A 27000-nucleotide genomic window follows, 5' to 3' on the forward strand; every position below is an offset into this window, starting at 1 on the left:
CGGCAAACTTAAAGCCGCGGCACGGCCCAGCTGACAAAGCGCTTGCGCAGGGCCGGATCCGCCTTGAGGAAGAGTTGCTGCAACTGCCCCTCCAGCTCGCTGGCCGCTACCGGTGCAACCTCGCTGGCGACCACGGCCGCAGGAAGTGCAGAACCAGAAGCCGCCGTCAGCGCCGCCTTGCCACCGCGCTGGTTGTATTCGGCCAGCTTGGCACGCCAGTCCATGCCGATCAGCATGCCGCTGGTCACCAGCGCATCCTGCTCGCTCGCCATCACCTTGCCATCGGCCTGCAGCCCCATGACGGGAGACTTGGCATACTGCGCCATGCCCCGCTCATCCCTCGGCAAGTTGGCGACCAGCTGTAATTGTTGCTGGCTGGCCTGATAGCGCAGCACCTGCGGCGCGGAGCGCAGCTGGCGGTCATTCTCGCTGCTGCTGCGACTCGGGATCACCCCTTCATAACGCACCAGCAGCTGCTGTTCCCCATCCGGCAGGGTGGCGTGCTGCTCGTCGTGCAGGGTGCCGGCGCTCACCGCCAGGATCTGGAAATCCGCCGGCACCGTCACCTCAACCGCAGCGTGCGCCGAGCCTGCGCCCAGCATCATGTTCATGCCCAGTGCGGCGCACAGCAGCGACACACCATTTCGATATCGACAACCCTTCATCTTCGTTCATCTTCCTGATCGCGTTGATGGGCGCAGGCTAGCAGCCGAAGATGACAGAAAAATAACGGCAGTTCAGAGCAGGTAGTGGGGCCGCTCGGCAAACCACTGGGCCAGCACCTGCTTGAACAGCCGGATCTTGCGCGGCACCCGCCGCTGCTGGGCATGAAGGATATGAAGCGGGTGCAGACCGCTGTGCCAGCCGTCGAGCACGGTCACCAGCTCCCCCGCCGCCAGCAGGGCATCCACCGCAATCAGCGGACATTTGGCATAGCCCAGCCCCGCCCGGGCCAGCTGCAACGCCGTGCTGTAGTGATTGGCCCGCACCTTGCCCTGCACCAGGATATGCGCCTCCTCCCCCTCCCGGCTGAAGTGCCACTGCTCCCAGGCCGGGTTGCTCCCCATGAGCAGGCAGGCACGGCCGCTGAGCTCATAAGGGGTGGCCGGCTTGCCCTCCCGTGCCACCAGTGTGGGGCTCGCCACCACCACATCCCTGAGCCGGCCCAGCGGCATGGCCACCAGGTTGTCGGGCACCTCGCTCATGGCGCGCAGGGCGATGTCATGCTCACCCTGGCTCATGTCGACCATCTGATTGGTGAAGTTGAGCTCGACCGCAACCCCGGGGCAGAGCTCGGCGAAGCGAGCCAGCAGCTCGCTCACCATGCGATCGCCGGCGCTGATCGGGCAGGTGAAGCGCAGCCGGCCGCCATCCTCCTCGGTCAGGGCCTGGATATCCTGCTCCGCCTGACGGGCCAGCGCGAAGATCTCCCCCGCCTGCAGGTAGAGGGTCGAGCCCGCCTCGGTCAGGCTGAGCCGGCGGGTGGTGCGTTGCAGCAACTGGGCGTTGAGGGAGGACTCCAGCGCACTGACATGACGGCTCAGCATCCCCTTGCTTACCCCCAGCGCGTCGGCGGCGGCGGAGAAACTGCCCCTTTGTACCACTTCGTAGAAACTGGCAAGATGGGCGATATCCATCATTAGCTCCAATTTGGAAACAATGGGTTTATTTTACGCGCTTTTTCCCCTTTTTTAGCGCGCTAGAATCAACACATCCCAACCAGGAGTGACTGAGATGAAGATTGTGATTGTGGGTGCCTCCGGCACCATAGGTTCTGCCGTCAGCGACTTGCTTGCCAAGGATCATCAGGTGATCCGGGTCGGCCACAGCCAGGGGGATGCCAGGGTCGACATGCGCGATCCCGCCTCCATCAAGGGGCTGTTTGCCAAGCTGGGGCAGTTCGATGCGCTGGTGGTGGCCAGCGGCAGCGCCGCGTTCAACGCCCTGACCGAGATGACTGATGAAGAGTGGCAGCTGGGGATCCAGAGCAAACTGATGGGCCAGATCAACCTGACCCGCGCCGCCATCCCCCACCTCAACGACAAGGGCTCCATCACCCTGATCAGCGGCATTCTGAGCGAGGAGCCCATCAACTGGGGCGCCAGCGTCACCACCATCAACGGCGCCGTCGAGCACTTCGTCAAGGCGGCCGCCTGCGAGCTGCCGCGGGGCCTGCGCATCAACGTGGTGAGCCCGACCGTGCTGGCGGAGTCGATGGACAAATACGCCAGCTTCTTCCCGGGCTTCGTCCCCGTGCCCGCCGCCAGGGTGGCGCAGGCCTACCAGAAATCGGTACTGGGCGTACAGACCGGCCAGGTGTTCAGGGTCAACGGCTGATCGCCGCCCTTCTGCCGCCCAGTCGGCACGGCAACAAAAACGGGCCCCGTGATGGGGCCCGTTCCGTGACCGCTGCCGTACCGACAGGTGGCAAACGTTTGTTTTTACGACAACAAAAAAGGCGGTACGCCTCAGTCGATCAGCCCGTACTGCTCGCGCAGCACCTCGATGATCTCCTGCTTCGGATTGGCGCTGCGTACCAGCGGCTGACCGATAATCTTCTCAGCAATCCCCACGTAGGTGTTGGAGATGTCCATCATCACTTCGGTCGGCAACTTGTTGTCGCGGGCCAGGGCGAAGCGCTCCGGCATGCGGTGCTTGTTGAGCAGGATGTCCGGGTCCGGGAAGTGATTGAGCAGCCACTGGCGGAAGCCCTCTTTCGACTTCTCGACGATCTGGCCGTCGCGCAGCGCGGCGCCGTCCCAGATGCGGGAGCTGTCAGGGGTGCCCACTTCATCCATGTAGATGAGTTTTTCGTTGCCGGCGGCATCCTGGACGTAGCCAAACTCGAACTTGGTGTCGACGAAGACCTGATCCAGCTCGGCCAGCGCGTCGCTGATGACGTTGAAGCCTTCCTTGAGCAGCACTTCGTAGCGATCGATGTCAGCCGGCTTGCTGAAGTTGAAGCCCTGGTAGTGGCGCTCGATGTCGGCACGGGAGACGTTGACGTCATCGGCTTCCGGCACGCCGTCCAGCCCTTTCAGCACGCCCTTGGTGGAGGGGGTGATGAGGATCTCGGGCAGCTTCTGATCCTTTTTCAGTCCTTCCGGCAGGGTGATGCCACAGAACTCGCGCTCGCCATCCTTGTAGGCACGCCACATGGAGCCGGTGATGTATTGACGGGCGATCGCCTCGATCATCACGGGGCGGGCTTTTTGCACGATCCAGACGAAGGGATGGGGGATGTCCAGGATATGGCTGTCAGCCAGTCCCTTCTCCTTGAACAACTTGAACCAGTGGCTGGAGATGGCGTTGAGCGCAGCCCCTTTGCCCGGCACACCGTTGAGCCCGTCCACGCCCTGCCAGATGCAGTCGAAGGCCGAGATCCGGTCGCTGATCACCATGATGGCGAGCGGCGCATCCGCCGGCACGTCGTAACCCTTCTCGCGGATGAGGCGGGCACTGTCTGCGGCGGTCAGCCAGTAGACGCTGCGCACTTTACCGGAATGGACGGGTTTATCGGTACGGATCGGCAAATCATCGTTCACCGCCAATACTTGGTCTGCAAGACTCATGGCTAATAACACTTCCTGTTTGTGGGGGGTTAACATAACAAAACAGGGGCACAAGGCCCCTGTTTCTATTCTGTTTTTGCAGCTTGGTCAGCCAGGCCCTTGGCGAACGCCTCGGACAGGCTGATGTACATCTGGGAGATGACACCGGACGACACGGGCTTCTTGTCCTTGTCGAACAGGGTGATGGAGGTCTTGCCCCCCGCCATCTCGCCAAGCTGGAAGCGATACTTGTCTTCGTCCAGCTTGAACGGCTCGCTGCCCTTGGCCTTCCAGAATTCGCTGCCCGGCTCGTCGTACTCCACGTCGATCCAGCCCAGCGACTGCTGGGTATCCTTGATGGTGAAGCCGTAGGCCGGCAGCACCTGATTGAGACGACGCCACACCTGGTCAAACGAGCCGTCAACGATCCAGGCGCTCAGCTCGTTGTTGTCCAGACCCAGTTCCAGCCCCATGCCATCGTTGGCCTTGTGCTGTTCGCGGGACTTGAGCTGCTTGTCGTAGTAGAGCGAGAACTGGTTGAGGGCCCGGGTCGCGTAGCGCTGGGCATCCGCCGGGGTCAGCTCCTTGCTGGTCTCGCCATCGATGGTCTCCTCGTGATCCAGCACCCGGACCGACATGTTGACGGCGTGGCGCTGGGGATCGTTGCGCAGGGTGAACTGGTAGCGCTGGCGAATGACGAAGTCGTCGTCCTCTTCGCTCCAGCCGTCGAGCGCCTTGGTATTGTCAAACCAGCCGGTCTGCAACACGCCGGCCTGCTGGTCCAGCTTCTCGGTGGTGACCTTGTACTGGGCGAGGAAGTTCATCAGGAAGGCCCAGGTATCGCGCTCCACGCTCTGGGAGGTGCTGAGAGCGTAGAAGGCCATGGTGGGTTCACCGGCATTGGTTACCACCTGGCTGCCCGGTACCACGGTCAGCAGCTGGGCGGGCGGACGCACATCCACCTTGGCCCCCAGAGCGCCGTCACGGCTGCTCTCTGGCAGGGGCGGAATGTCGAAACTGCTGTTAAAGGCGGGGGTACTCAACCCGGCCGGTACCAGGAAAGCACGGCCTTCAAGGCGGGCATCCTCGTACTCGAAACCACGGTTGGCCATCTTGCGTTCCTGGGGTGAGCTACAGGCTGCCAGCACGGCAACGGTCGCCACGCTCAGCACCAGGCGCACTGCATTTCCCTTTCCATTTGCTTTAAACACTCGCCATCAACTCCGCAGTCGTCAGTGCTCGCGCCATCGCCCGTTCGCCCTCGGCAGTGAGGTCGGTGAGCGGCAGACGCAAGGTGGCCGTCGCAATCAATCCCAGCTGGGCGCAGGCCCATTTCACCGGGATGGGGCTCGGTTCGCAGAACAGAGTCTGATGCAACGGCATCAATCGATTGTTGATGTCATGCGCCCGCCCGGCATCGCCGGCCAGCGCAGCACGACACATGTCGGCCATCTGGGCCGCTGCAATATTGGTAGTGACCGAAATGACACCGTCACCGCCTTGCAGCATAAAATCACATCCACTGGCATCATCGCCACTATAAAGTGCGAATTGCGCACCACACAGCTCACGCAGCAGCGGCGTACGGCTCAGATCCCCGGTGGCCTCTTTCAGGCCTATGATGCCGGGCACCCTGGCCAGTCTGGCTACCGTTTCCGGTTTGAGATCGCAACCGGTACGACCGGGCACATTATAAAGAATTTGGGGCAGACCACTAGCCTCGGCGATCGCACAATAGTGACGATAGAGACCTTCCTGAGTGGGTTTGTTGTAATAAGGTGTGACCGAGAGACCCGCTACCACGCCGGTTTCGGCGAAGCGCTTAGCCAGGGCGACGGCATGGGCGGTATTGTTGGAACCACAGCCGGCGATGACCGGGATGCGTCCGGCGGCCAGTGCCACGGTTTTCTCCACGACGGCAATGTGCTCCTGCTCGCTCAGGGTCACCGACTCACCCGTGGTCCCCACCGCCACGATGGCGCTGGTTCCGGCGCTGACATGATACTCGACCAGATTGGCAAGACTGGCCCAATCGACTTCACCTGAAGCCAGCATGGGGGTAACGAGGGCAACAATACTACCGCGCAACATGGATATTTCTCCCGATTTTCAGGGGCGTTATGGTAAAGCTGCCCCCTTGGAAAAACAAGGGAGGCCACGGCCAAGCCGTGTTACCATCCGGCACAAACAGCCGTGCGCAAGCGCCGGAAACTGGCGCCGGAACTAAGCCGCCACCACACCCGGCAGGATGCTTGCCACAACGAGATTCTCAGCAGGGTCGCCACGCGGCCGCGCGGACCAGCTCCCTTCGGTCGACGTGTCCGCCGCCCGCATTCGCCACCCGCTAATGGACGAGAGAAGATTTATGACTCATTACCTGGTCGTAACGGCCATCGGCACGGACAGGCCTGGCATCGTCAATGAGGTCACCCGCCACGTCAGTGGTTGTGGCTGCAACATTGTCGACAGCCGTCTTGGCATCTTCGGCAATGAATTCACCTTCATCATGCTGCTGTCCGGTGACTGGAACAGCCTGATGCAGCTCGAGATAAGCCTGCCCCTGCGCAGTCAGGAGTGGGACCTCATCACCATGATGAAACGCACCGAGCGCCACCAGTCGCTGCAATACGACATCAGCGCCAACGCCGAGATCCTGATCCGGGACCAGCCGGGCATCGTAAGCCAGTGCACCCAGTTCTTCAGCGATCACGGCTGGGACATCCAGGCCATGCAGACCATCACCCTGGAGCAGCAGCCGTTCAACCTGCTCAAGGCCAGCTTTCAGCTCAATCTGGCCAAGCAGGGAGAGGCGGCCGGCTCGCAGGCGGCCTTCGCCGGATTCTGTCGTGAACTGGGCGCAGAATCGTTCGAATTCATCGTCAACAACAAACACGCCTGACGGCTCATCAAGGAGATCCCATGCAACCTTTATCCGCTGGCAGCCTGGCCCCCGACTTTTCCCTCTCCGACCAGGACGGCAACCAGGTGCGCCTGGCCGACCTGCGCGGCAAGAAAGTGCTCGTCTATTTCTACCCCAAGGCGATGACCCCGGGCTGCACCACCCAGGCCTGCGGCCTGCGCGACGTCAACGCCGAGCTGGCCGCCCTCAATGTGGTGGTGCTCGGCATCAGCCCGGATAGCGCCAAGCGGCTGAAAAAATTTGAGGAGCGCGACAGCCTGAACTTCCGCCTGCTGGCCGATGAAGATCATGCGGTGGCCGATGCGTTTGGCGTCTGGGGCCCGAAGAAGTTCATGGGCAAGGAGTATGACGGTATCCATCGGCTCAGCTTCCTCATCGACGAAGAGGGCAAGATCAGCCATCGTTTCGACAAGTTCAAGACCAGCGATCACCATCAGGTGGTGCTCGACCTGATCAAGGGCTGAACCCCAGGCGGGAGTGTCGATATGAAAAAGGGCCTGCAAGCGCAGGCCCTTTTTTATTCGCATGTCGCAGCCCTTCCGCATTGCAGACGGGGGGGCACGCGATCTCCCCCATTCGGTCACCTGCCCGGATGAGGGGCGGCAGCCTTGTTGTTTTCCATGGCGGGGCTGTGTGCATCCATAACGGGATGCCTTGGTGACGGGTCTTTCGGCACAAGCCAAATGACGCCCTTATTGTTGCGCCAACGGGCCAGAAAGCAAGGTGCCGGCCGTTACATTTAATTAACCAACCCGCGTCTGCGTTGATTTAGCGCCCCGCAATCTCGCCAACCTCCCCTGCCAGATCAAAAAATTCATCCTATATATGGGTTAACGTGACCCCAGTTTCATTTTCCAGTGAGAAAAGCCCATGAACATGAGCCACACCGAACGTCTGATCCTGAGCAACCAGTACGAGATCCTGGCCAAACTCAATCCGGAGAAGGCGGCGTTTTACCAACGGGCCAGCACCATCATCGAGCGCGGCTACTGTCTGCAGATCCTCGAACTGGAGAAGAGCTTTGGTCATCTGGAACTGGCCACCTGCCAGGAGGTGATCGACACCCTGGAGCTGCACCATGCGCTGGCCATCTCCTGGGGCAACCTGGACGCAGCCGATCAGGGCGAAATCAATGCCAGCCGACTGGAGTTCAACGGCTACAGCCGCAGCCAGGAGCGAGAGCTGGCCGATTACGTCTGCTTCCTGCTGGAAGTGGACAAGCGCTTCCCCGAGCTCAAGTGCCCCTGCGACGAGCTCTCCAGCGACATCGCCATGCGTGACAAGTACCAGCGCATGCTGGCGGTCTGGCGCCAGTGTCCGCGCCAGTACAAGCTCTCCATCCAGGAGATCCGCAAGGTATTGGCGGCCTGATCCGGCAGCCATGAAAAAGGCGCCGCGAGGCGCCTTTGTCCGGTTGGCAGGCCCGTGGGGCCTCACTCGTAGAGGAAGGATTTGTCCAGCTGCTTGAAGGCGGCGTTGAGGGTATCGGCCAGCTCTTCGTATCTCGGCTGAGCCACCAGCTGGCGCTGACCGCCCTGTTCGTTCATCTTGCCGTTGATCTCGCGATACCAGCTGGCAAGGGAGGGCGGCAACCGGGTATCGGCACGCTGGCCAAGCCAGTAGTAGCCCTGCAGCGGCAGGCTGAGCAGAAACAGCACCGAGGTCATGACGGAAGGCCAGTAGTGCTGCTCGCCAAACTGGAACTGCAGCATGACGCTGAGCACTGCCAGCGCAGGAATCACCTTGAGGGCGAACTCGGTGGCCTTGATCACCCGATTCTCCGGGAACATGGAATTAAGCTCGGGACGGCGGGGCCAAAGGGTCATATAATGACGGCCTTGCTGTAACTTAGTTCCAAAAATGTTCATGCTCATGCTACCTCCGAGCTCTTTTTGAACGTATTAACGGCAAAACCACGACAATATTTGATGCGCAATAACAAAGGTTGAGGATGACTTTGTTATTTTTCAACAATCGGGTTATCCTTTGTACGCCCAATTTTTGCGCCAACGGCCTGCCGTTGAGCCGTCAGGGACGTCTGGATTTCGGGTCTTGTATCACTATACAAGGGGCAAGCAACAGATTGCCAACCCTCATAAGGATAAGTTGAAAGTTTTTGGACACAGCGCGTCCAACGCATCCTCCTACACAACCCAATCTGCGATAGGATTTATTCATGAGTAAGCTGGTTCTTGTTCTTAACTGTGGCAGCTCTTCCCTGAAGTTTGCTGTCATTGACGCAACCACCGGTGATGACCTGCTGTCCGGCCTGGCCGAGTGCTTCAACCTCGACGACGCCCGCATCAAGTGGAAACTGAACGGCGAGAAAGGCAGTGCCGATCTGGGCGCCGGTGCCGCTCACCAGGAAGCGCTGGACTACATCGTCAACAAGATCCTGCCGCTCAACCCGGAGCTGTCCAAGAACCTGATCGCCATCGGCCACCGTGTCGTACACGGCGGCGAGCGCTTCACCTCCTCCGTGCGTATCTGCGACGACGTGATCGCCGGCATCGAAGCCGCCGTACCGTACGCCCCGCTGCACAACCCGGCTCACCTGATCGGTATTCGTGAAGCCCGTCGCGTGTTCCCGGCGCTGGCCGAGAAGAACGTGGCCGTGTTCGACACCGCTTTCCACCAGACCATGCCGGAAGAAGCCTTCCTGTACGCCCTGCCGTACAAACTCTACAAAGAGAACGGCATCCGTCGCTACGGCGCCCACGGCACCAGCCACTACTACATCAGCCTGGAAGCGGCCAAGCAGCTGAACAAGCCGGTGGAAGAGCTGAACATCATCAACTGCCACCTGGGCAACGGCGGCTCCGTCTGCGCCATCAAGAACGGCCAGTCCGTCGACACCTCCATGGGTCTGACCCCGCTGGAAGGCCTGGTGATGGGTACCCGCTCCGGCGACATCGATCCGGCCATCATCTTCTTCCTGCACGACAAGCTGGGCATGAGCGTTGATCAGATCAACACCATGCTGACCAAAGAGTCCGGCCTGCAGGGTCTGACCGAAGTAACTTCCGACTGCCGTTTCGTTGAAGACAACTACGACAGCAAAGAAGAAGCCAAGCGTGCCATGGACGTTTACTGCTATCGCCTGGCCAAGTACATCGGCGCCTACGCCGCCGCCATGGACGGTCGTCTGGACGCCGTGGTCTTCACCGGTGGTATCGGTGAAAACTCCGCCCCGATCCGTGAAATCACCCTGAACAAACTGGGTCTGCTGGGCTTCGACGTCGATCACGACGCCAACCTGAAGGCTCGCTTCGGCAAGGGTGGCGAGATCACCAAGGCTGGCTCCACCAAGGCCCTGGTTATCCCGACCAACGAAGAGTGGGTCATCGCCCACGACGCGCTGGAACTGGTCGGCGCATAATTTCGCTGTAGAGCAAGGCCGCCCAAGGGCGGCCTTTTCCTGATCCCAAAAATGAACAAGGGGTATAAAGTGGCACGCACTATTATGCTTATCCCGGTCGGCACTGGTGTCGGCGTAACTTCCGTGAGCCTTGGCGTCGTTCGCGCCATGGAGCGTCACGGTGTCAATGTCAGCTTCTTCAAACCGGTCGCCCAGCCGCGTCCGGGTGAAACCGGTACCGAGCGTTCCACCGCCGTGATCCGCGCTGCTGCCAACATCAACCCGCCCGAGCCGTTCGCCCTCTCCTACGCCGAGAACATGATCACCTCCAGCAACACCGACATCCTGCTGGAAGAGATCGTGGCCCGCTTTGAAGAGCACGTGAAGGCCAGCGGTGCCGAAGTGCTGGTCATCGAAGGCATGGTACCGACCGACAAGCAGCCGTTTGCCAACAAGCTGAACTACGACGTCGCCAAGGCGCTGGACGCCGACATGGTGTTCGTGACCCACCCGGGCAACGACTCCAGCCAGAAGCTGAAAGAGCGCATCGAGCTGGCTTGCTCCAACTTCGGTGGCGTCAGCAACCCCCGCATCGTGGGCTGCGTCATCAACAAGGTGGGTGCACCGGTTGACGAGCACGGCGTGACCCGCCCCGACCTGACCGAGATGTTCGAAGCCCATCACCACGGCGCCGACACCGCTCACAACCTGGAAGTACTGCAGGTATTCGGCAAGAGCCCGCTGCGCATCCTCGGCTGCATCCCCTGGAACACCCAGCTGATCGCCCCGCGCGCCAAGGATCTCGCCAAGCACCTGGCCGCCAAGATCCTGCACAAGGGTGAGCTGGACAGCCGCCGTCTGCAGACCGTGACCTTCTGCGCCCGCTCCATCCACAACATGATCGAGCACTTCCGTCCGGGCAGCCTGCTGGTGACCTCCGGCGACCGTTCCGACGTCATCGTCTCCGCCTGCCTCTCCGCCATGAACGGCGTCAAGCTGGGCGCCCTGCTGCTGACCGGCAACTATCATCCGGAACCCCAGGTGATGGCGCTGTGCCAACAGGCCATGGCTACCGGCCTGCCGATCATGATCACCGGCACCAACACCTGGCAGACCGCCGTCAGCCTGCAGAACTTCAACGTCGACATCCCGGAAGATGACCGCGAGCGTATCGAGCTGGTGCAGGACTATGTGGCCGGCCACATCGACAAGCACTGGATCGAGTCTCTCTCCGCCAAGTCCACCCGCTCCCGTCGCCTGAGCCCGCCGGCCTTCCGTTACCAGCTGACCGAGCTGGCCCGTCAGGCCAACAAGCGCGTCGTGCTGCCGGAAGGGGAAGAGCCGCGCACCATCAAGGCTGCCGCCATCTGTGCCGAGCGTGGCATCGCCCGTCCGGTGCTGCTGGGCAACCCGGAAGAGATCCGTCGCGTCGCCGAACAGCAGGGCGTGGTACTGACCGACCGCGTCGAGATCATCGATCCGGTTGCCGTGCGCGAGCGCTATGTGGCCCGTCTGGTCGAGCTGCGCAAGAACAAGGGCATGACCGAAGTGGTTGCCCGCGAACAGCTGGAAGACAACGTGGTACTGGGTACCATGATGCTGGAGCGCAACGAAGTCGACGGTCTGGTATCCGGCGCGGTGCACACCACTGCCAACACCATCCGTCCGCCGATGCAGATCATCAAGACCGCGCCGGGCTCTTCCCTGATCTCCTCCATCTTCTTCATGCTGCTGCCGGATCAGGTACTGGTCTACGGTGACTGCGCGATCAACCCGGATCCCACTGCCGAGCAGCTGGCCGAGATCGCCATCCAGTCCGCCGACTCCGCTGCCGCCTTCGGCATCGAGCCGCGTGTGGCCATGATCTCCTACTCCACCGGCACCTCCGGCGCCGGCGCAGACGTAGAGAAGGTGCGTGAAGCGACCGAACTGGCCAAGGCCAAGCGCCCCGACCTTATCATCGACGGTCCGCTGCAGTACGATGCCGCCATCATGGAGAACGTGGCCAAGTCCAAGGCGCCGAACTCTCCGGTTGCCGGCAAGGCCACCGTGTTCGTGTTCCCGGATCTGAACACCGGCAACACCACCTACAAAGCGGTACAGCGCTCCGCTGACCTGGTCTCCATCGGTCCCATGCTGCAAGGCATGCGCAAGCCGGTCAACGACCTGTCCCGTGGCGCCCTGGTTGACGACATCGTCTACACCATCGCCCTGACCGGTATCCAGGCAGCCCAGGCCGAGTAATCGTCCGCAGCTCTACCTGCTGAAAAACCCGCCGCAAGGCGGGTTTTTTTATGGCTGATTTGGGGAAATGTTGATCCGCAAGATCAAATCGGGATCCTGGCAGGATCCCCTGCTCGGCGACGGGCACCTGCCCGGCAAGGGCGGCGGGATAAGCAAACACTCACACCCGCCAGAGTCGATTGCACAATTGCGCCCCAGCGCAGATCAGATCAAAATATCCTTTTAAGATCAGCACACTAACGCCAGACACACCGCTAATCTACAGAGTTTTCCACAGCTTTTGTGGATAGTTTACCGATCATTTGAAAGAAAATAACAGACTCGTGCCAGCCCTCCATTCCACCAAGCGCCCACAAGAAAGGGGCTCCGAGGAGCCCCTTTAATCTGCCTGCTGCCACGCGATGGCTCAGGGACGCAGCGCCTTGTCGGCACGGGAGATGCCACACACCCCGGAGCGCACCACCTCGACGATCTCGTTGGTCTGGGCGGCGGTCTTGATGAAGGCATCCAGCTTCTCGCTGGTCCCCACCAGCTGCACCGTGTAGAGCTCGGGGGTGACGTCGACGATCTGGCCGCGGAAGATATCCGCCAGCCGTTTCAGCTCGTCGCGACCACCACCGGCGGCGCGCGCCTTGACCAGGGCGATTTCCCGCTCGATGTGCTCCCCTTCGCTGAGATCACACACCTTGAGCACGTCCACCAGCTTGTGCAGCTGTTTCTGGATCTGCTCCAGCACCCGCTCGTCCCCCATGGTGACTATGGTCATGCGCGACAGGGTGGGATCCTCGGTGGGGGCCACCGTCAGGGTCTCGATGTTGTAGCCGCGCTGGGAGAAGAGGCCCACCACACGGCTCAGGGCGCCGGATTCGTTCTCCAGCAGAACGGAAATTATATGTCTCATCAGGTTCTCTCCGTCTTGCTCAGCCACATCTCGTCCATGGCACCGAACTTTATCTGCATTGGATAGACGTGCTCATCCGGGTCGACCGAGATGTCCATGAACACCAGCCGATCCTTCATGGCGAAGGCCTTCTCCATGGCGCTCTCCAGCTCCGCCGGATCGCTCACCGCGATGCCGACATGGCCATAGGCTTCCGCCAGCTTGACGAAGTCGGGCAGGGATTCCATGTAGGAGTGGCTGTGACGGCCGCCGTAGAACATCTTCTGCCACTGCTTGACCATGCCAAGGGCGCGGTTGTTGATGGAGATGATCTTGATGGGCACCCCGTACTGCATGCAGGTGGAGAGTTCCTGAATGTTCATCTGCACCGAGCCGTCGCCGGTGACGCAGCAGACCACCGCATCCGGGTTGGCAAACTGGGCTCCCATGGCGGCCGGAATGCCGAACCCCATGGTACCGAGGCCGCCCGAGTTGATCCACTGGCGCGGCTTGGCAAACGGGTAGTAGAGAGCGGCAAACATCTGGTGCTGACCCACATCGGAGGCCACGAACGCCTCCCCCTTGGTTACCTTGTAGAGGGTCTCGATCACCAGTTGCGGCTTGATCAGAGTGGGATGGGTCTCATAGGCCAGGCAGTTGCGCGAACGCCACTGGCCGATCTGACTCCACCAGTCCGCCAGCGCCTGCTTGTCGTTGTCGAAGCCGCACTCGCGGATCACTTCCAGCATCTGCTCCAGCACGGTTTCCACCGAGCCGACGATGGGCACATGGGCCTGCACCGTCTTGGAGATGGAGGTGGGATCTATGTCGATGTGAACTATGGTGGCGTTGGGGCAGAACTTGGCCACGTTGTTGGTGACGCGGTCATCGAAACGGGCACCCACGGCGAAGATGAGATCCGCGTTGTGCATGCTCTTGTTCGCTTCGAAGGTACCGTGCATGCCGAGCATGCCGATGAACTGCGGATGGGTGCCAGAGAAGGCCCCCAGCCCCATCAGGGTGGTGGTCACCGGCAGATTCAGCAGCTCGGCCAGCTTGGTCACCAGGTGATCCGCATTGGCATTGATGGCACCGCCACCGACATACATCACCGGCCGGCTCGCCTCCACCAGCAGCTTGGCGGCACGCTTGATCTGGCCCTTGTGACCCGACTTGGTCGGGTTGTAGGAGCGCAGGGAGACCGTCTCCGGGTACTCGTAGGGGAATTTTTCTTTCGGGTTCTGCACGTCTTTGGGCAGATCCACCACCACCGGCCCCGGGCGGCCGCTGGCGGCAATGTAGTAGGCCTTCTTGATGGCCTCGGGAATGTCGCTGGCTTTCTTACACAGGAAGCTGTGCTTCACCACCGGGCGGGAGATGCCGATCATGTCGGTCTCCTGGAACGCATCCTCCCCGATCATGCTGGTCGGCACCTGGCCGGACAGGATCACCAGGGGAATGGAGTCCATGTAGGCGGTCGCGATCCCCGTGATGCAGTTGGTGGCACCGGGACCCGAGGTCACCAGCACTGTGCCCACCTTGCCGGTGGAGCGGGCGTAACCGTCCGCCATGTGCACCGCGGCCTGCTCGTGCCGCACCAGGACATGCTCCATCTTGCCGTTTTCAAAGAGAGCGTCATAGATGTCGAGCACTGAGCCACCAGGGTAGCCGAAAACGTGCTCAACTCCCTGATCTTCCAGCGCTCTAACCACCATCTGGGCGCCTGATAACATCTCCATGATAAAGCCCTCCAGGCTTTGCTCCGTTAAGCGAAAGCTATCGGCAGTCCGCTGCTTCCCGGCACCGCCGGCCCGTGCGTTGTTGTTTTCTGAATACGGACCCGGCGAGTTCGGCGCTGTCGATAGTAGAAAAATAGGTTTTTTCCATCATTCACCCGCAAAGCGGGTGAAAAACCAACTTAACCCGCTTGTGAACGGTTGTCCACGGCTTTGTCTGACCACAACAGTCATAAATTTCAAACAACTATTAACATTCAGTGACTTGCTGGAAAGGGTGGGAACAATGCGGGGAAGATGGGTGGCAAGCCAGCGGATCATGCTGCAACAGCCGCCAAAAGCGGAAAAAAAATGGCCCACCGCCAGGGTGGGCCTTGGTGGCAGGCTGCGGATCAGTGATCCTGTTCCGGCTCCGCCAGCCAGATCTGCTGATCCGGATCCGTCTCTTCGCAGACCGAGATGCTGACCCCCATGTCCAGCAGCTCGTGCAGGGTGAGATTGTCCGCCAGGTTCATGGTGTCGCCGTTTTCATTGGTAAAGCGCATGGTGTCCGTCCTCTCCTTGGTGGGATCCCTCTCAGTCTAGTCAAAGGCGCTCACTTGCGATAACCAGCAACTACTGAGTGCACTCCCCTCCTCCAGCTCGCTCAGCCGATCGCACACCTCCTCCGGAAACAGGGTACGGGCCCATAGCCGGCGGGAGAGATCCGCCACGCTCTCCTGGGCACCGGCGGCGAGCCAGCCGGCCAGCTCCCCCGCCACATCGGGGTAGCAGATCTGGCCCGGGGCCGTCGCATCCAGCCAGGCACGTACTGCGTTGGCATCGAGCGCATCCATCAGCCGCGCCAGCCCCATCAGTTCGAGGGTCTTGCTGTTGGTCAGCTGCTCGAACTGGCCTCCCAGCGGCTTGACCAGCAGCTTTTTGCCAAGGGAGAGCGCCTCCGAGGCGAGCTCGAAACCACCGTTGGTGATGACCCCGCGACAGCCAGCCAGCACCTGCTTGAACGCCTCACGGGCCTGTGGCTCGAAGCGGATGTTGCGCCACTGGCTGGCACTGCGAATGGCCGGATGAAAGCAGACGAAGTGTTGCTGGTTGAAGCGCGACAACAGGGCCGCGATCGCCTCGGTCTGCTCGAACGGCAGATAGACCAGGATCTGCTGGTTGTCGGGCCCATGACTGATGGGATCTATGATGGGCGGCAACAGGGGCTGGCCGAAGTGAAACCAGTGCAGCCCGAGCGACTGGCGCACCGGCGCGAAGTGGCGCATCAGCTGGCGGTTGAAGCCGCTCTCCCCCCAGTGTGGAATGGGCCAGTCGAAACTCGCCTGATGGCTGATGGTGAGGCTCGGCTTGTCCCAGCGGCGAGCGGCATGGGCGCTGATAGGCTCGAAATCGCTGATGACGAGGTCGTAGTCGCGACAATCGAGCGCTCGCATGTCGCGCCAGAAGCGCAGGGGCGAGAGCCCCTTGAGGGTGCGCCAGTTCGAGATGGCCCCCTCATGGCTGACGAAGGTGATACCGGGAAAGGTGCGGTAGTCGCCGAATTCGGCCATCTCGAAGTAGCCGTCCGCAGGACGGCCGCTGAACAGATAGTCCACCTCGAGACCACGGGCCCGCAAGGCCCGCGCCAGGGTACGACTGCGACTGATGTGGCCGTTGCCGGTCCCCTGCACACCGAACAGTATCTTCATCCCTGCCCCCACATGAGCGCCAGCAGGGCGCAGCCACCGCCGAGCAGGGCGCCGGCTACCAGGTCACTCAGATAGTGCACCCCCAGCAGCAGACGGGACGCCCCCACCAGCGCGGCCCAGACGAACAGCAGCGGCGCCCAGAGCGGGAAGCTGGCCGCCAGTACGGTTGCCATCAGGAAGGCGGCGGCGGTGTGACCCGAGGGCAGGCTGTAGCGGTCGGAGGGGGTGATGAAGACCGGCAGCCCCACCGGGCGCTGGCGTTTGAGGGCATTCTTGAGCAGCAGGTAAAGCGGCAGCTCGAGGGCGAAGGCGAGCAGCGCCAGCTTCACCAGTTCGCGTTCGGCTTCCCCCTGCCACCAGAGCAGGGCCGCCAGCACGGCGTAGAGCGGGCCGTCACCGGTACGGGAGATGAGCCTGCTGATCCTGGCCTGTGGCCGGTTGTAGGCGTGGAGCAGGCAGATGCGGCACACCTGCAGGTCCCATTGCTGGATCTTGTTCATAACCCCTCCTTCCCTAGCGTCTCAGAGCAGACTAGGGCGGTGGGGTGACACTTGGTTGACGTTCAAATAACAAATTTATGAAAAAAGGGCCGAATGGCCCTTTTTGCTACCAGCGTGGCAAATGATCAGTTCAGGGTGCCGCGCAGGCCGTTTTCCATCAGGCGGCAGTTGTGATCCGCCAGGCGAGCCATGAAGTGCTCGTCCACGGTCAGGCCGAACACCTGCTCGTAGAGATCCTTCATCACGAAGGGCTGCCACATCATGCTGAGGAAGGAGATCTTCAGCATCTCGGGATCCAGGTTGTCACCCAGTTCACCGTTGTTCTTCATGGACTCCAGCAAGGCATCGAACTGGGGCAGCTGGCGTTCCAGCAGGCGGTTCAGCACAAAATCCCGCCCCGGACTTTTCTCGGTCGATAATGCGCTGGAGATGGCGGAGGTCAGCTCGCTGTTGGGCGCCATCACCTGGTAGTAGGTGTTGAGCAGATCGTTGAGGCTGCGGTTGCCGGTCTCGTCGTGCCAGGCCTGGTCGAGCGGCTCGGCCACATCCCCCAGCACCGCCTTGTAGAGGCCCTCTTTGCTGCCGAAGTAGTAGTGGATCATGGCCAGATTGGAGCCAGCCAGCTCGGCGATCTCGCGGGTCGTCACCTTGCTGTAGGGGGTGTTCAGAAAACGCTCGCGAGCGGCACAGAGCAACTTGTCACGAATGTCAGAACGTCCGACCGGACGACCAGGTCTACGTTTTTCCATTTAATACCTCGGATAATTCAGCAGAAACTGACAAGTCGATCTGATTGTACAGATGATCTAGTACAGCAGGAATGACCAGATAATCGGGCAAGGGCCGAATATGGGACAAGTAAATTTGCACTCCTTTACAATCCGATTAAATAAACCAGCGAAATGAACCGGGTGCGTACGGTTGACACAGCATAAAAATCTCGATATTGGTAAAAGCGTTATCGACTGCAAGGATTGATTCATCATGCGTATTGCCGCTCCGCTACTACTAATCTCCCTAATCGCGACCTCTCGCGCGGGATCCTTGTAGCCGGGCTCAGGCATAGCCGGAATTTACAAAAACCCGTGCACCCTGCACGGGTTTTTTTATGCCAACGCAGGATGCACGTCACCGAACTTAGGAAGAGGGAAGTCACATGTCAGATCGGGTCATCATATTCGACACCACCCTGCGCGATGGTGAGCAGGCCCTGGCGGCCAGCTTGACGGTCAAGGAGAAGCTGCAGATCGCCCAGGCACTGGAGCGGCTCGGTGTCGACGTCATGGAGGTGGGGTTCCCGGTCTCCTCCCCCGGCGACTTTCAATCGGTGCAGACCATCGCCCGCCACATCAAGCAGAGCCGGGTCTGTGCCCTCGCCCGCGCCCTGCCCAAGGACATAGACGCCGCCAGCGAGGCCCTGCGGGTCGCCGAAGCGTTTCGCATCCACACCTTTATCTCCACCTCCTCCATCCACGTCGAGAGCAAGCTGAAGAAGAGCTTCGAGGACGTGCTGGAGATGGGGGTCAGCGCCATCAAACACGCCCGCCGCTATACCGACGACGTGGAGTTCTCCTGTGAGGATGCAGGCCGCACCCCGATAGACAACCTGTGCCGCATGGTGGAGGCCGCCATCAAGGCCGGCGCCCGCACCATCAATATTCCCGATACCGTGGGCTACACGGTACCGACCGAGTTCTCCGGCATCATCCAGACCCTGTTCAACCGGGTCCCCAACATCGATCAGGCCATCATCTCGGTGCACTGCCACGACGATCTGGGGCTCTCGGTGGCCAACTCCATCGGCGCCGTGCAGATGGGGGCCCGCCAGATCGAGTGCACCATCAACGGCATCGGCGAGCGGGCCGGCAACTGCTCGCTGGAAGAGGTGGCGATGATCCTGAAAACCCGCGCCGACCTGCTCGGGGTGCACACCAACATCCGTCACAACGAGATCCACCGCACCAGCGCTCTGGTCAGCCAGCTCTGCAACATGCCGGTGCAGCCGAACAAGGCCATCGTCGGGGCCAACGCCTTCTCCCACAGCTCCGGCATCCACCAGGATGGCGTACTCAAGGCGAAAAACACCTACGAAATCATCACCCCGGAGAGCATCGGCCTCACCCAGAACAACCTCAACATGACCTCCCGCTCCGGCCGCCACGTCATCAAGCACCGGATGGAGTCCATGGGCTACGCCGAGAGCAGTTACGACCTCGACGATCTCTACGCCAAGTTTCTCACCCTGGCCGACAAGAAGGGGCAGGTGTTCGATTACGATCTGGAGGCCCTCGCCTTCTTCAGCCAGATCCACGAAGAGCCGGAGCACTTCAAGCTGGAGTACCTGGGTGTGCAGAGCGGCAGCTCGGTGATGGCCACCGCCTCGGTGAAATTGAAGGTGGGCCAGGAGATCGTCAGCGAAGCCGCCACCGGCAACGGCCCGGTGGATGCGGTCTACCAGTGCATCAACCGCATCACCGGCTACGAAATCAGCATCGACAAGTACGAACTCAAGGGCAAGGGGGAAGGCAAGAACGCCCTCGGCCAGGTCGACATAGTCGCACAGTACAAGGGCCGCAAATTCCATGGCATGGGCCTGGCCACCGACATCATAGAGTCCTCCGCCCAGGCGTTGATCCACGTGATCAACAGCATCTGGCGCGCCGATCAGGTGGCCGAACAGATGGAACGCAACGTCGCAAAAACAGACAAGATCAATACGGAGAGCGTGTGAGTATGAGCAGTTATCGGATCGCAGTATTGCCGGGTGACGGCATTGGCCCGGAAGTGATGGCCGAGGCCGTCAAGGTGCTGGAAAAGGTGCAGGCCAGGTTCGGCTTCACTCTCGACTACGAGCGCCATGACGTGGGCGGCATCGCCATCGACAACCACGGCACCCCGCTGCCCCAGAGCACCATAGCCGGCTGTGAAGCGGCCGACGCCGTGCTGTTCGGCTCTGTCGGTGGCCCCAAGTGGGAGCACCTGCCCCCCAACGATCAGCCGGAACGCGGCGCCCTGCTGCCCCTGCGCGCCCACTTCAAGCTGTTCTGCAACCTGCGTCCGGCCCGCATCTACACCGGCCTCGAGCAGTTCTCGCCGCTGCGGGCCGACATCTCGGATCGCGGTTTTGACATCGCCTGCGTGCGCGAGCTGACCGGCGGCATCTACTTCGGTCAGCCCAAGGGGCGTGAAGGGGAAGGCCCCACCGAGAAGGCATTCGACACCGAGGTGTACCACCGCTTCGAGATCGAGCGCATCGCCAAGATAGCGTTCGAATCGGCCCGGGTGCGCAAGGCCAAGGTCACCTCCATCGACAAGGCCAACGTGCTTGCCTCCTCCATTCTGTGGCGCGAGGTGGTGACACAAGTCGCCAAGTCCTATCCGGACGTGGCACTGAATCACATGTACATCGACAACGCCACCATGCAGCTCATCAAGGATCCGTCCCAGTTCGACGTGCTGCTCTGCTCCAACCTGTTCGGCGACATCCTCTCCGACGAATGCGCCATGATCACCGGCTCCATGGGGCTGCTCCCCTCCGCCAGCCTGAACGAATCCGGTTTCGGGCTGTTCGAGCCGGCCGGTGGCTCGGCCCCGGACATCGCCGGCAAGGGCATCGCGAACCCCATCGCCCAGATCCTCTCCGCCGCCCTGATGCTGCGCTACAGCCTCGGCCAGGAAGCCGCCGCCCAGGCCATCGAGCAGGCCGTGGCCCAGACCCTGGCCGAAGGCTACTTCACCGCCGACCTGCATCAGGCGAGCGCCAAGCACCCGGTACAGAGCACGGCCGAGATGGGCAGCCAGATCGCCGCGCGCATCTGACCCCACGGCATCGATAACAAGGAAACCGAGCAATGGCCAAGACCCTCTATCAGAAAGTATTCGACGCCCACGTGGTGCGGGAAGTGGAAGGGGAAACCCCACTCATCTACATCGACCGCCACCTGGTGCATGAAGTGACCAGCCCGCAGGCATTCGACGGCCTGCGCGCCATGAACCGCCAGCTGCGTCGCCCGGATCTGACCTGGGCCACCATGGATCACAACGTCTCCACCACCACCAAGGACATAGCCGCCTCCGGCGAGATGGCCCGCATCCAGATGGAGACGCTGGCCCATAACTGCAAGGAGTTCGGGGTTCGCCTCTATGACCTGAACCACAAGTACCAGGGTATCGTCCACGTGATGGGCCCCGAGCTCGGCATTACCCTGCCCGGCACCACCATCGTCTGCGGTGACTCCCACACCGCCACCCACGGTGCCTTCGGCTCGCTGGCATTCGGCATCGGCACCTCCGAGGTGGAGCATGTGATGGCCACCCAGACCCTGAAACAGGGTCGCGCCAAGACCATGCGCATTTCGGTCAACGGCAAACTGGCCGAAGGTATCAGCGCGAAAGACGTGGTGCTGGCCATCATTGGCAAGGTCGGCCATGCCGGCGGTACCGGCTATGTGGTGGAGTTCGCTGGCGAGGCCATCGAAGGGCTCACCATGGAAGGGCGCATGACGGTGTGCAACATGGCCATCGAGCTCGGTGCCAAGGCGGGCATGATCGCCCCCGACCAGACCACCATCGACTACATTCGCGGTAAGGAGTTCGCCCCCAAAGGCGAGGAGCTGGAGCAGGCCATCGCCTACTGGCAGAGCCTCAAGAGCGACGTAGATGCCAAATTCGATGCCGAAGTGGTGCTGGACGCAGCCGACATCGCCCCTCAGGTGACCTGGGGCACCAACCCGGGTCAGGTGATCGCCGTCAATGAACCCATTCCGGCGCCGGAATCCTTCAGCGATCTGATGGAGCAGCAATCCGCCCGCAAGGCGCTCGCCTACATGGATCTGCAGCCGGGTCAGAAGCTCTCCGACGTCGCCATCGACAAGGTATTTATCGGTTCCTGCACCAACAGCCGCATCGAGGATCTGCGCGCTGCCGCCGCCATCGCCCGCGGCCGCAAGGTCGCCGCCGGCGTGCAGGCGCTGGTGGTGCCGGGCTCCGAACAGGTGAAGGCTCAGGCCGAGGCCGAGGGGCTCGACAAGATCTTCATCGAAGCCGGCTTTGAGTGGCGTCTGCCCGGCTGCTCCATGTGTCTGGCCATGAACAACGACCGGCTGCAACCGGGGGAGCGCTGCGCCTCCACCAGCAACCGCAACTTCGAGGGGCGTCAGGGCCGCGCCGGCCGCACCCACCTGGTCAGCCCGGCCATGGCCGCCGCCGCCGCCGTCACCGGCCGCTTCGCCGACATTCGCGCACTGTAAGAGGAAACAGCGATGACAGGATTCAAACAGCATAAAGGGATCGTCGTTCCCCTCGACAGTGCCAACGTCGACACCGACGCCATCATTCCCAAGCAGTTTCTGCAGAAGGTCAATCGCATCGGTTTTGGCAAGCACCTGTTCCACGACTGGCGCTTCCTGGACGATGCGGGAGAGCAGCCCAACCCCGAATTCGTGCTCAACCAACCGCAGTTCGCCGGCGCCAGCATCCTGCTGGCCCGCGAGAACTTCGGCTGCGGTTCGAGTCGCGAGCACGCCCCCTGGGCGCTGGCGGACTACGGCTTCAAGACCATCATTGCCCCGAGCTTTGCCGACATCTTCTACGGCAACGCCATCAACAACGGCATGGTGCCGGTGCGCCTGAAGGAGGAGGAGGTCGACGCCCTGTTCCAGCTGGTCGCCGCCCAGCCGGGCATCGAGATCGAAGTGGATCTAGAGGCCAATCAGGTGCGGGCAGGTAGCCTCACGTTCGGCTTCGAGATCGATGAGTTCCGTCGCTACTGCCTGCTCAACGGGCTGGATGCCATCGGCCTGACCCTGCAGCACGAGGCCGCCATCAGCGCCTTCGAGGCGAAACAGCCGAGCTGGATTTAAGCAGCCAGTTGCAAAAAACGAGTAGAATCAACAGGGAGCCTTGGCTCCCTGTTTTATTGTCAGGCCTAGGTGCACGCCATGGCCCGCCACTTCTGCATACCCGACGAGACACCTGGATGAAGATGACACTCGCCCTCCCCCTACTCTGCGGCCTCTGGCTGGCGCTGCCGGTCTGCGCCGGGCAGACCTATTTCAACAGCAGTGGCGGTCAGCTCAACGTCGGCTGGCAGGACAAGGACGGCAAGGTGCAGCATCTCACTTATCGGCTGGAGGCAGGCAAGCTGCCGCCGCTCATCGCCTATCGGTCGGCCCGCATGCAGGAGGACGTGCTGCAGAGCCTGTTGCAGCAGGGGGTGGCCGAGTTCCCCGCCGTGCAGTTCTCCCTCTCCCGCCCCGAGATGGAGCTCAGACTCAAGGGCCGCCAACCCGAACAGGTCGCCAAGGCCATGAGCTGGCTCACCCAGCAGCGCGACAAGCAGGAAGCAGAGTGGCTCAAGCTGCACTATTTTCAGCCGTTCACCGCCCCCGACGGTGCCGCCGCCATCAAACAGGATCACGTGCGCATCGCACTGGAGAGCCGCAGCGAACTGGCACCGCTGGCCGAACAGCTCAAGCAGCAGGGCAGTACCGAGACCGAGGCGCGCCAGAAGACCACGGCCCACATGCTCGACTTCATTCAGGCCATCCCCTATCAACTGCTCGACAGCCAGTCGGGCCGCCAGGGCAAGGGCTTTCTCAGCCCCCGCCAGGTACTGGAGCAAAATCAGGGCGACTGCGACAGCAAGGTAACCCTGATGGCCGCCATGCTGGCCCAGCTCTTTCCCGAATTGAAACAGGCCATGGTATTCGTACCGGGTCACGCCCTGCTCGGAGTCGCCCTGCCGGCCAAGCCGGGCGAGGCTACCTTGAGCTGGGAAGGGGAAACCTACCTGCTGATGGAGCCCACCGGCCCGGCCCAGCTGGCGATGGGTCAGCTGGCCCCGACCAGCAAGACCTTCATCGACAGCAAGCAGCTCAGCGTGCAGCCGGTTCGCGCCGACAAATAGGTGGTGGGCGTCATGAAAACGAGAGGGGACAGGCCACAATGAAAGCGACCAGCGCAGGGCTGGTCGATGGAGGCAAGGAGGTGGATGGCTCAGGCGAGGGACTGGAACTCGATGGCCAGCAAGAGCCCGTCCTCCTCTTCCAGCACCCTGATGATGCGGGCCTGCGCCTCGAAGGGGGGCAACAGGTTGTTGTTGGTGGCCAGGCTCACCCGGATGGGCTGGGTCGTATCGAGCTGGTGCTCCGGCACCGAGATGCCCATGCCGTTGGCGCTGAGATCCCGGCAGACCCCCTCCAGCACCTGCTGCTGCTGGAAGATGGTGACGGGAGCATTGATTATCATGCGCTGGAAGGCGCGTCTTTCCTTGGTGCTGGTGATCACGCAAACATCCTCTGTTGAGCTGATCCATCTCGCTGGCCCGCAGAAACAATTGTGCTGGCCTCCCCCCAAGAACGTTAATACAATGCGGTGCGTTTCTCAAACGGGGTGCGGTCTACCGCTGAGATTATACCCGTGAACCTGATCCAGATAATGCTGGCGGAGGAATTTGAGGCATGGCGCTCGTTTTTGCGCCCTCATCCGCTGGCACCTCATTGCTAAAGGGAGTGCCACCCATGAAAACCCTGCTGCTGGTCGCCACCAGCCTGCTCTCCGCTCAGGCCTTCGCGGCGGATACCCTCACCGTCTACACCTACAGCTCCTTTACCGCCGAGTGGGGCCCGGGTCCCAAGATCAAACAGGCCTTCGAGAAGGAGTGCGGCTGCACCCTCAATCTGGTGCCGCTCGAAGATGGCGTGGCCATCCTCAACCGGTTGCGACTGGAGGGCAAACACAGCAAGGCCGATCTGGTGCTGGGGCTGGACGATGCCCTCGTCAGTGAAGCCAAGCAGAGCGGCCTGTTCGCCGCTCACGCCACCAAGCTGGATGACCTCAAGGTGCCCGGCGGCTGGCAGGATGACACCTTCGTCCCCTACGACTACGGCTACTTCGCCTTCGTCTACGACAAGGAGAAACTCAAGCAGCCCCCCAAGAACCTGAAGGAGCTGGTGGCGCGGCCCGACCTCAAGATCATCTATCAGGATCCCCGCACCTCCACCCCGGGCCAGGGGCTGATGCTGTGGATGAAGTCGGTCTACGGTGACCAGGCCCCCGCCGCCTGGGAGCAACTGGCCAAAAAGACGGTTACCGTCACCAAGGGGTGGTCAGAGGCCTACGGCATGTTCCTCGATGGCGAGGCGGACATGGTGCTCTCCTACACCAGCTCACCCGCCTATCACCTGATTGCCGAGCACAAGCCCCAGTATCAGGCCGCGGCGTTTGCAGAGGGGCACTACCGTCAGGTGGAAGTGGCCGCCAAGCTCAAGAACGCCAAGCAGGGCAAGCTGGCGGATCAGTTCCTGCAGTTCATGATAAGCCCCGCCTTCCAGAACGAGATGGCGACCGGCAACTGGATGTATCCGGTGATCGACACGCAACTACCCAAGGGCTTTGAGCAGATGATCACCGTAGCTAAGCCGCTCGCCTTCAGCTCTGACGAGGTGGCCGCCAATCGCAAGGGCTGGATCCGCGAGTGGCTGCAAGCCGTTACCCAGTGAGTCGTCTCTTCGTGAAACCTGGGACGCGTCTGCTCTGGTGGCTGCCGGGCAGTACCGCCACCGCCCTGCTCCTGCTGTTGTCGCTGGGGCCGCTGGCGGCCCTGTTGTGGCAGGCCGGGGGGCTAGCACCTCGCACCCTGCTGGCCGATCCCTACCTGCGCCACGTGCTGGGCTTCAGCCTCTGGCAGGCGCTGCTCTCCACCCTGCTGAGCCTGGGACTGGCCATTCCGGTGGCCCGCGCCCTGGCGCGGCGCCGCTTTCCGGGGCGCACCCTGCTCATCAAGCTGTTCGGCCTCTCGCTGGTACTGCCGGTCATCATCGCCGTCTTCGGCATCGTCGCGGTGCACGGCAAGCAGGGCTGGTTGCCGCAACTGCTGCACTGGTTCGGGCTCGCTCCCGGCAACTACCTCTACGGCCTGTTCGGCATCCTGCTGGCCCACGTTTTCTTCAACATGCCGCTGGCCGCGCGTCTCTTGCTGCAGAGCCTGGAGAGCATCCCCGAATCCTCCTGGCGCCTCGCCAGCCAGCTCGGCATGCGCTCCTCCCATATCTTCCGGCTGCTGGAGTGGCCGCTGATCCGGGCCCAGCTGCCAGGACTGGCCAGCCTCATCTTCATGCTCTGCTTCACCAGCTTCGCCACCGTATTGGCGCTGGGGGGCGGCCCCAAGTCCACCACCCTGGAGGTGGCCGTCTATCAGGCGCTGCGCTTTGACTTCGATCTCGCCACCGCCGGCGGACTGGCGCTGGTCCAGCTCATCCTGACCGCCGCCCTGCTGATGCTGCAGCACAAGCTGCAGAGCAGCCCGGCCAGCCGGATCACCTCTCATCGCCCCTGTCTGCGACCGGACCGTCATCAGCCGGGCAGCGGCCTGGTGGACGCCCTCGCCCTTGCCATCGGGCTAGCGGTGTTCCTGCCCCCCTTGCTGGCCATCGTGGTGGCCGGCCTCAATCCCGGCCTGCCGGATGCCCTGACCTCAGGCAAGTTGTGGCTGGCCAGCGGCCAGTCGCTGCTGATTGCGCTGGCGGCGGGCAGCCTGGCCACCCTGCTCGGCAGCGCCCTGCTGCTCACCAGCCGCCATCTGCGGGTTCGGGAGCACAAGCGGCGGGCCGCCGCCCTGTGGGAGACCAGTGGTTCGGTGATCCTGATGATCCCGGCGGTGGTGCTCTCCACCGGCCTCTTCATCCTGTGTATGCCGTTTGCCGATGTCTTTGCCCTCGGCCCCTGGCTGGTGGTGCTGGTCAACGCCCTGATGGCGCTGCCCTATGTGCTGCGTACCCTCTCAGCCCCCATGCAGCTGGTGGTGCGCCAGTACGACCGGCTGGCCGACAGCCTGGGGGTACACGGCCTGCATCGCCTGCGACTGGTGGAGTGGCCCCTGCTGCGCCGTCCGCTGGGCCAGGCGGCAGCGCTGGCCATGATCTTGTCGCTCGGGGATCTCGGCGCCATCGCCATGTTCGGCAGCCAGGAGCTCACCACCCTGCCCTGGCTGCTCTATCAGCAGCTCGGCAGCTACCGGCTGACCGAAGCGGCCGCCACCGCCCTGCTGCTGCTCACCCTCTGCTTCTCCCTGTTTTGGTTAGTAGAGCGGGGGCTTGGAGGAAAGCATGCCGACCATTGA

General features: G+C 62.0%; 26 protein-coding genes and 1 riboswitch. Of the genes, 13 read left to right on the plus strand and 13 right to left on the minus strand.

Annotated elements, in window-relative coordinates; all coding sequences use genetic code 11:
- Positions 1 to 8 precede the first annotated feature (8 nt).
- Positions 9 to 665 carry a DUF2057 domain-containing protein gene (locus tag CK627_RS21710; protein WP_162852025.1) on the minus strand — a complete coding sequence of 219 codons (657 nt, stop codon included), beginning with the start codon at positions 663 to 665 and terminating at the stop codon, positions 9 to 11.
- A 72-nt stretch (positions 666 to 737) separates the two neighbouring features.
- The gene (locus CK627_RS21715) at positions 738 to 1637 is read right to left on the minus strand and encodes a LysR family transcriptional regulator (RefSeq protein WP_095593366.1); all 900 of its coding nucleotides are present in this window, start codon (positions 1635 to 1637) and stop codon (positions 738 to 740) included.
- A 97-nt stretch (positions 1638 to 1734) separates the two neighbouring features.
- On the opposite strand from CK627_RS21715, the gene CK627_RS21720 reads away from it, so the two are divergent.
- Positions 1735 to 2337, plus strand: coding sequence for a short chain dehydrogenase (locus tag CK627_RS21720; protein ID WP_024942267.1), 603 nt, complete (start codon positions 1735 to 1737; stop codon positions 2335 to 2337).
- 131 nt (positions 2338 to 2468) lie between these two features.
- Here the strand turns inward: CK627_RS21720 and CK627_RS21725 are convergent, their stop codons facing one another.
- The 3 genes from CK627_RS21725 to dapA all read right to left on the minus strand — a co-directional run bounded on the left by CK627_RS21725 (position 2469) and on the right by dapA (position 5642).
- A complete protein-coding gene (locus CK627_RS21725; RefSeq protein ID WP_010634965.1) occupies positions 2469 to 3572 on the minus strand; it encodes a phosphoribosylaminoimidazolesuccinocarboxamide synthase in 1104 nt (367 codons plus the stop codon).
- Between the two features lie 65 nt (positions 3573 to 3637).
- Positions 3638 to 4762: an NlpB/DapX family lipoprotein gene (gene bamC, locus CK627_RS21730; protein WP_017779109.1), complete on the minus strand. Its 1125-nt coding sequence runs from the start codon at positions 4760 to 4762 to the stop codon at positions 3638 to 3640.
- Positions 4755 to 5642, minus strand: a complete 888-nt coding sequence (gene dapA, locus CK627_RS21735) for a 4-hydroxy-tetrahydrodipicolinate synthase (RefSeq protein ID WP_005304320.1) — start codon at positions 5640 to 5642, stop codon at positions 4755 to 4757. The genes bamC and dapA overlap by 8 nt, the downstream gene beginning before the upstream one ends.
- A 274-nt stretch (positions 5643 to 5916) precedes the next feature.
- Between dapA and CK627_RS21740 the strand changes: the two genes are divergently transcribed.
- From CK627_RS21740 to CK627_RS21750, 3 genes are all read left to right on the plus strand, one after another.
- Positions 5917 to 6450, plus strand: a complete 534-nt coding sequence (locus tag CK627_RS21740; protein WP_005304323.1) for a glycine cleavage system transcriptional repressor — start codon at positions 5917 to 5919, stop codon at positions 6448 to 6450.
- 20 nt (positions 6451 to 6470) lie between these two features.
- The gene (gene bcp, locus CK627_RS21745) at positions 6471 to 6935 is read left to right on the plus strand and encodes a thioredoxin-dependent thiol peroxidase (RefSeq protein WP_095593367.1); all 465 of its coding nucleotides are present in this window, start codon (positions 6471 to 6473) and stop codon (positions 6933 to 6935) included.
- A 406-nt stretch (positions 6936 to 7341) separates the two neighbouring features.
- Positions 7342 to 7842, plus strand: a complete 501-nt coding sequence (locus CK627_RS21750) for a YfbU family protein (RefSeq protein ID WP_024942265.1) — start codon at positions 7342 to 7344, stop codon at positions 7840 to 7842.
- A gap of 62 nt (positions 7843 to 7904) precedes the next feature.
- Here the strand turns inward: CK627_RS21750 and yfbV are convergent, their stop codons facing one another.
- Positions 7905 to 8345 carry a terminus macrodomain insulation protein YfbV gene (gene yfbV / locus CK627_RS21755; RefSeq protein WP_017779105.1) on the minus strand — a complete coding sequence of 147 codons (441 nt, stop codon included), beginning with the start codon at positions 8343 to 8345 and terminating at the stop codon, positions 7905 to 7907.
- 302 nt (positions 8346 to 8647) lie between these two features.
- Here yfbV and CK627_RS21760 point away from each other — a divergent pair, with 302 nt between their 5' ends.
- Positions 8648 to 9850 carry an acetate kinase gene (locus CK627_RS21760; protein WP_005304335.1) on the plus strand — a complete coding sequence of 401 codons (1203 nt, stop codon included), beginning with the start codon at positions 8648 to 8650 and terminating at the stop codon, positions 9848 to 9850.
- A gap of 51 nt (positions 9851 to 9901) precedes the next feature.
- Positions 9902 to 12073, plus strand: coding sequence for a phosphate acetyltransferase (gene pta / locus CK627_RS21765; RefSeq protein WP_017763828.1), 2172 nt, complete (start codon positions 9902 to 9904; stop codon positions 12071 to 12073).
- 406 nt (positions 12074 to 12479) lie between these two features.
- Here pta and ilvN read toward each other — a convergent pair whose 3' ends face one another.
- From ilvN to CK627_RS21795, 6 genes are all read right to left on the minus strand, one after another.
- A complete protein-coding gene (gene ilvN, locus CK627_RS21770; RefSeq protein WP_005304342.1) occupies positions 12480 to 12974 on the minus strand; it encodes an acetolactate synthase small subunit in 495 nt (164 codons plus the stop codon).
- A complete protein-coding gene (locus CK627_RS21775; protein WP_095593368.1) occupies positions 12974 to 14692 on the minus strand; it encodes an acetolactate synthase 3 large subunit in 1719 nt (572 codons plus the stop codon). Before CK627_RS21775 ends, ilvN begins: the two co-directional genes overlap by 1 nt.
- A 389-nt stretch (positions 14693 to 15081) precedes the next feature.
- Entirely contained in the window at positions 15082 to 15234 is a 153-nt protein-coding gene (locus CK627_RS21780) for a hypothetical protein (RefSeq protein ID WP_005304348.1), read from the minus strand.
- A gap of 36 nt (positions 15235 to 15270) precedes the next feature.
- Positions 15271 to 16380, minus strand: coding sequence for an MJ1255/VC2487 family glycosyltransferase (locus CK627_RS21785; RefSeq protein WP_095593369.1), 1110 nt, complete (start codon positions 16378 to 16380; stop codon positions 15271 to 15273).
- The gene (locus tag CK627_RS21790) at positions 16377 to 16880 is read right to left on the minus strand and encodes a phosphatase PAP2 family protein (protein WP_010634973.1); all 504 of its coding nucleotides are present in this window, start codon (positions 16878 to 16880) and stop codon (positions 16377 to 16379) included. The genes CK627_RS21785 and CK627_RS21790 overlap by 4 nt, the downstream gene beginning before the upstream one ends.
- A 125-nt stretch (positions 16881 to 17005) precedes the next feature.
- Positions 17006 to 17629: a TetR/AcrR family transcriptional regulator gene (locus tag CK627_RS21795; RefSeq protein WP_005304358.1), complete on the minus strand. Its 624-nt coding sequence runs from the start codon at positions 17627 to 17629 to the stop codon at positions 17006 to 17008.
- Positions 17630 to 18036: 407 nt separating this feature from the next.
- Here CK627_RS21795 and leuA point away from each other — a divergent pair, with 407 nt between their 5' ends.
- The 5 genes from leuA (at position 18037) to CK627_RS21820 (ending at position 23787) form a co-directional block, all read left to right on the plus strand.
- Complete coding sequence (leuA, locus tag CK627_RS21800; protein ID WP_095593370.1) at positions 18037 to 19611, plus strand: 2-isopropylmalate synthase; 1575 nt, start codon at positions 18037 to 18039, stop codon at positions 19609 to 19611.
- 2 nt (positions 19612 to 19613) lie between these two features.
- Positions 19614 to 20699: a 3-isopropylmalate dehydrogenase gene (gene leuB / locus CK627_RS21805; RefSeq protein WP_080761049.1), complete on the plus strand. Its 1086-nt coding sequence runs from the start codon at positions 19614 to 19616 to the stop codon at positions 20697 to 20699.
- 32 nt (positions 20700 to 20731) lie between these two features.
- Positions 20732 to 22129 (plus strand): 3-isopropylmalate dehydratase large subunit, encoded by a 1398-nt coding sequence (gene leuC, locus CK627_RS21810; protein WP_095593371.1) that lies wholly within the window; start codon positions 20732 to 20734, stop codon positions 22127 to 22129.
- 12 nt (positions 22130 to 22141) lie between these two features.
- Positions 22142 to 22741 carry a 3-isopropylmalate dehydratase small subunit gene (gene leuD / locus CK627_RS21815; RefSeq protein WP_010634978.1) on the plus strand — a complete coding sequence of 200 codons (600 nt, stop codon included), beginning with the start codon at positions 22142 to 22144 and terminating at the stop codon, positions 22739 to 22741.
- Positions 22742 to 22857: 116 nt separating this feature from the next.
- Entirely contained in the window at positions 22858 to 23787 is a 930-nt protein-coding gene (locus CK627_RS21820) for a hypothetical protein (RefSeq protein ID WP_095593372.1), read from the plus strand.
- A gap of 89 nt (positions 23788 to 23876) precedes the next feature.
- Here the strand turns inward: CK627_RS21820 and CK627_RS21825 are convergent, their stop codons facing one another.
- On the minus strand, positions 23877 to 24167 hold the full coding sequence (locus CK627_RS21825; RefSeq protein ID WP_005304376.1) for a PilZ domain-containing protein: 291 nt from the start codon (positions 24165 to 24167) through the stop codon (positions 23877 to 23879).
- A 91-nt stretch (positions 24168 to 24258) separates the two neighbouring features.
- Positions 24259 to 24349, plus strand: a riboswitch (TPP riboswitch).
- 51 nt (positions 24350 to 24400) lie between these two features.
- On the opposite strand from CK627_RS21825, the gene thiB reads away from it, so the two are divergent.
- Together thiB and thiP are read left to right on the plus strand one after the other, a co-directional pair.
- On the plus strand, positions 24401 to 25381 hold the full coding sequence (thiB, locus tag CK627_RS21830; protein WP_095593373.1) for a thiamine ABC transporter substrate binding subunit: 981 nt from the start codon (positions 24401 to 24403) through the stop codon (positions 25379 to 25381).
- Entirely contained in the window at positions 25378 to 27000 is a 1623-nt protein-coding gene (gene thiP / locus CK627_RS21835) for a thiamine/thiamine pyrophosphate ABC transporter permease (protein WP_095593374.1), read from the plus strand. Before thiB ends, thiP begins: the two co-directional genes overlap by 4 nt.

Origin of the sequence: Aeromonas dhakensis (assembly GCF_002285935.1) — a bacterium.
GTDB lineage: Bacteria > Pseudomonadota > Gammaproteobacteria > Enterobacterales > Aeromonadaceae > Aeromonas > Aeromonas dhakensis.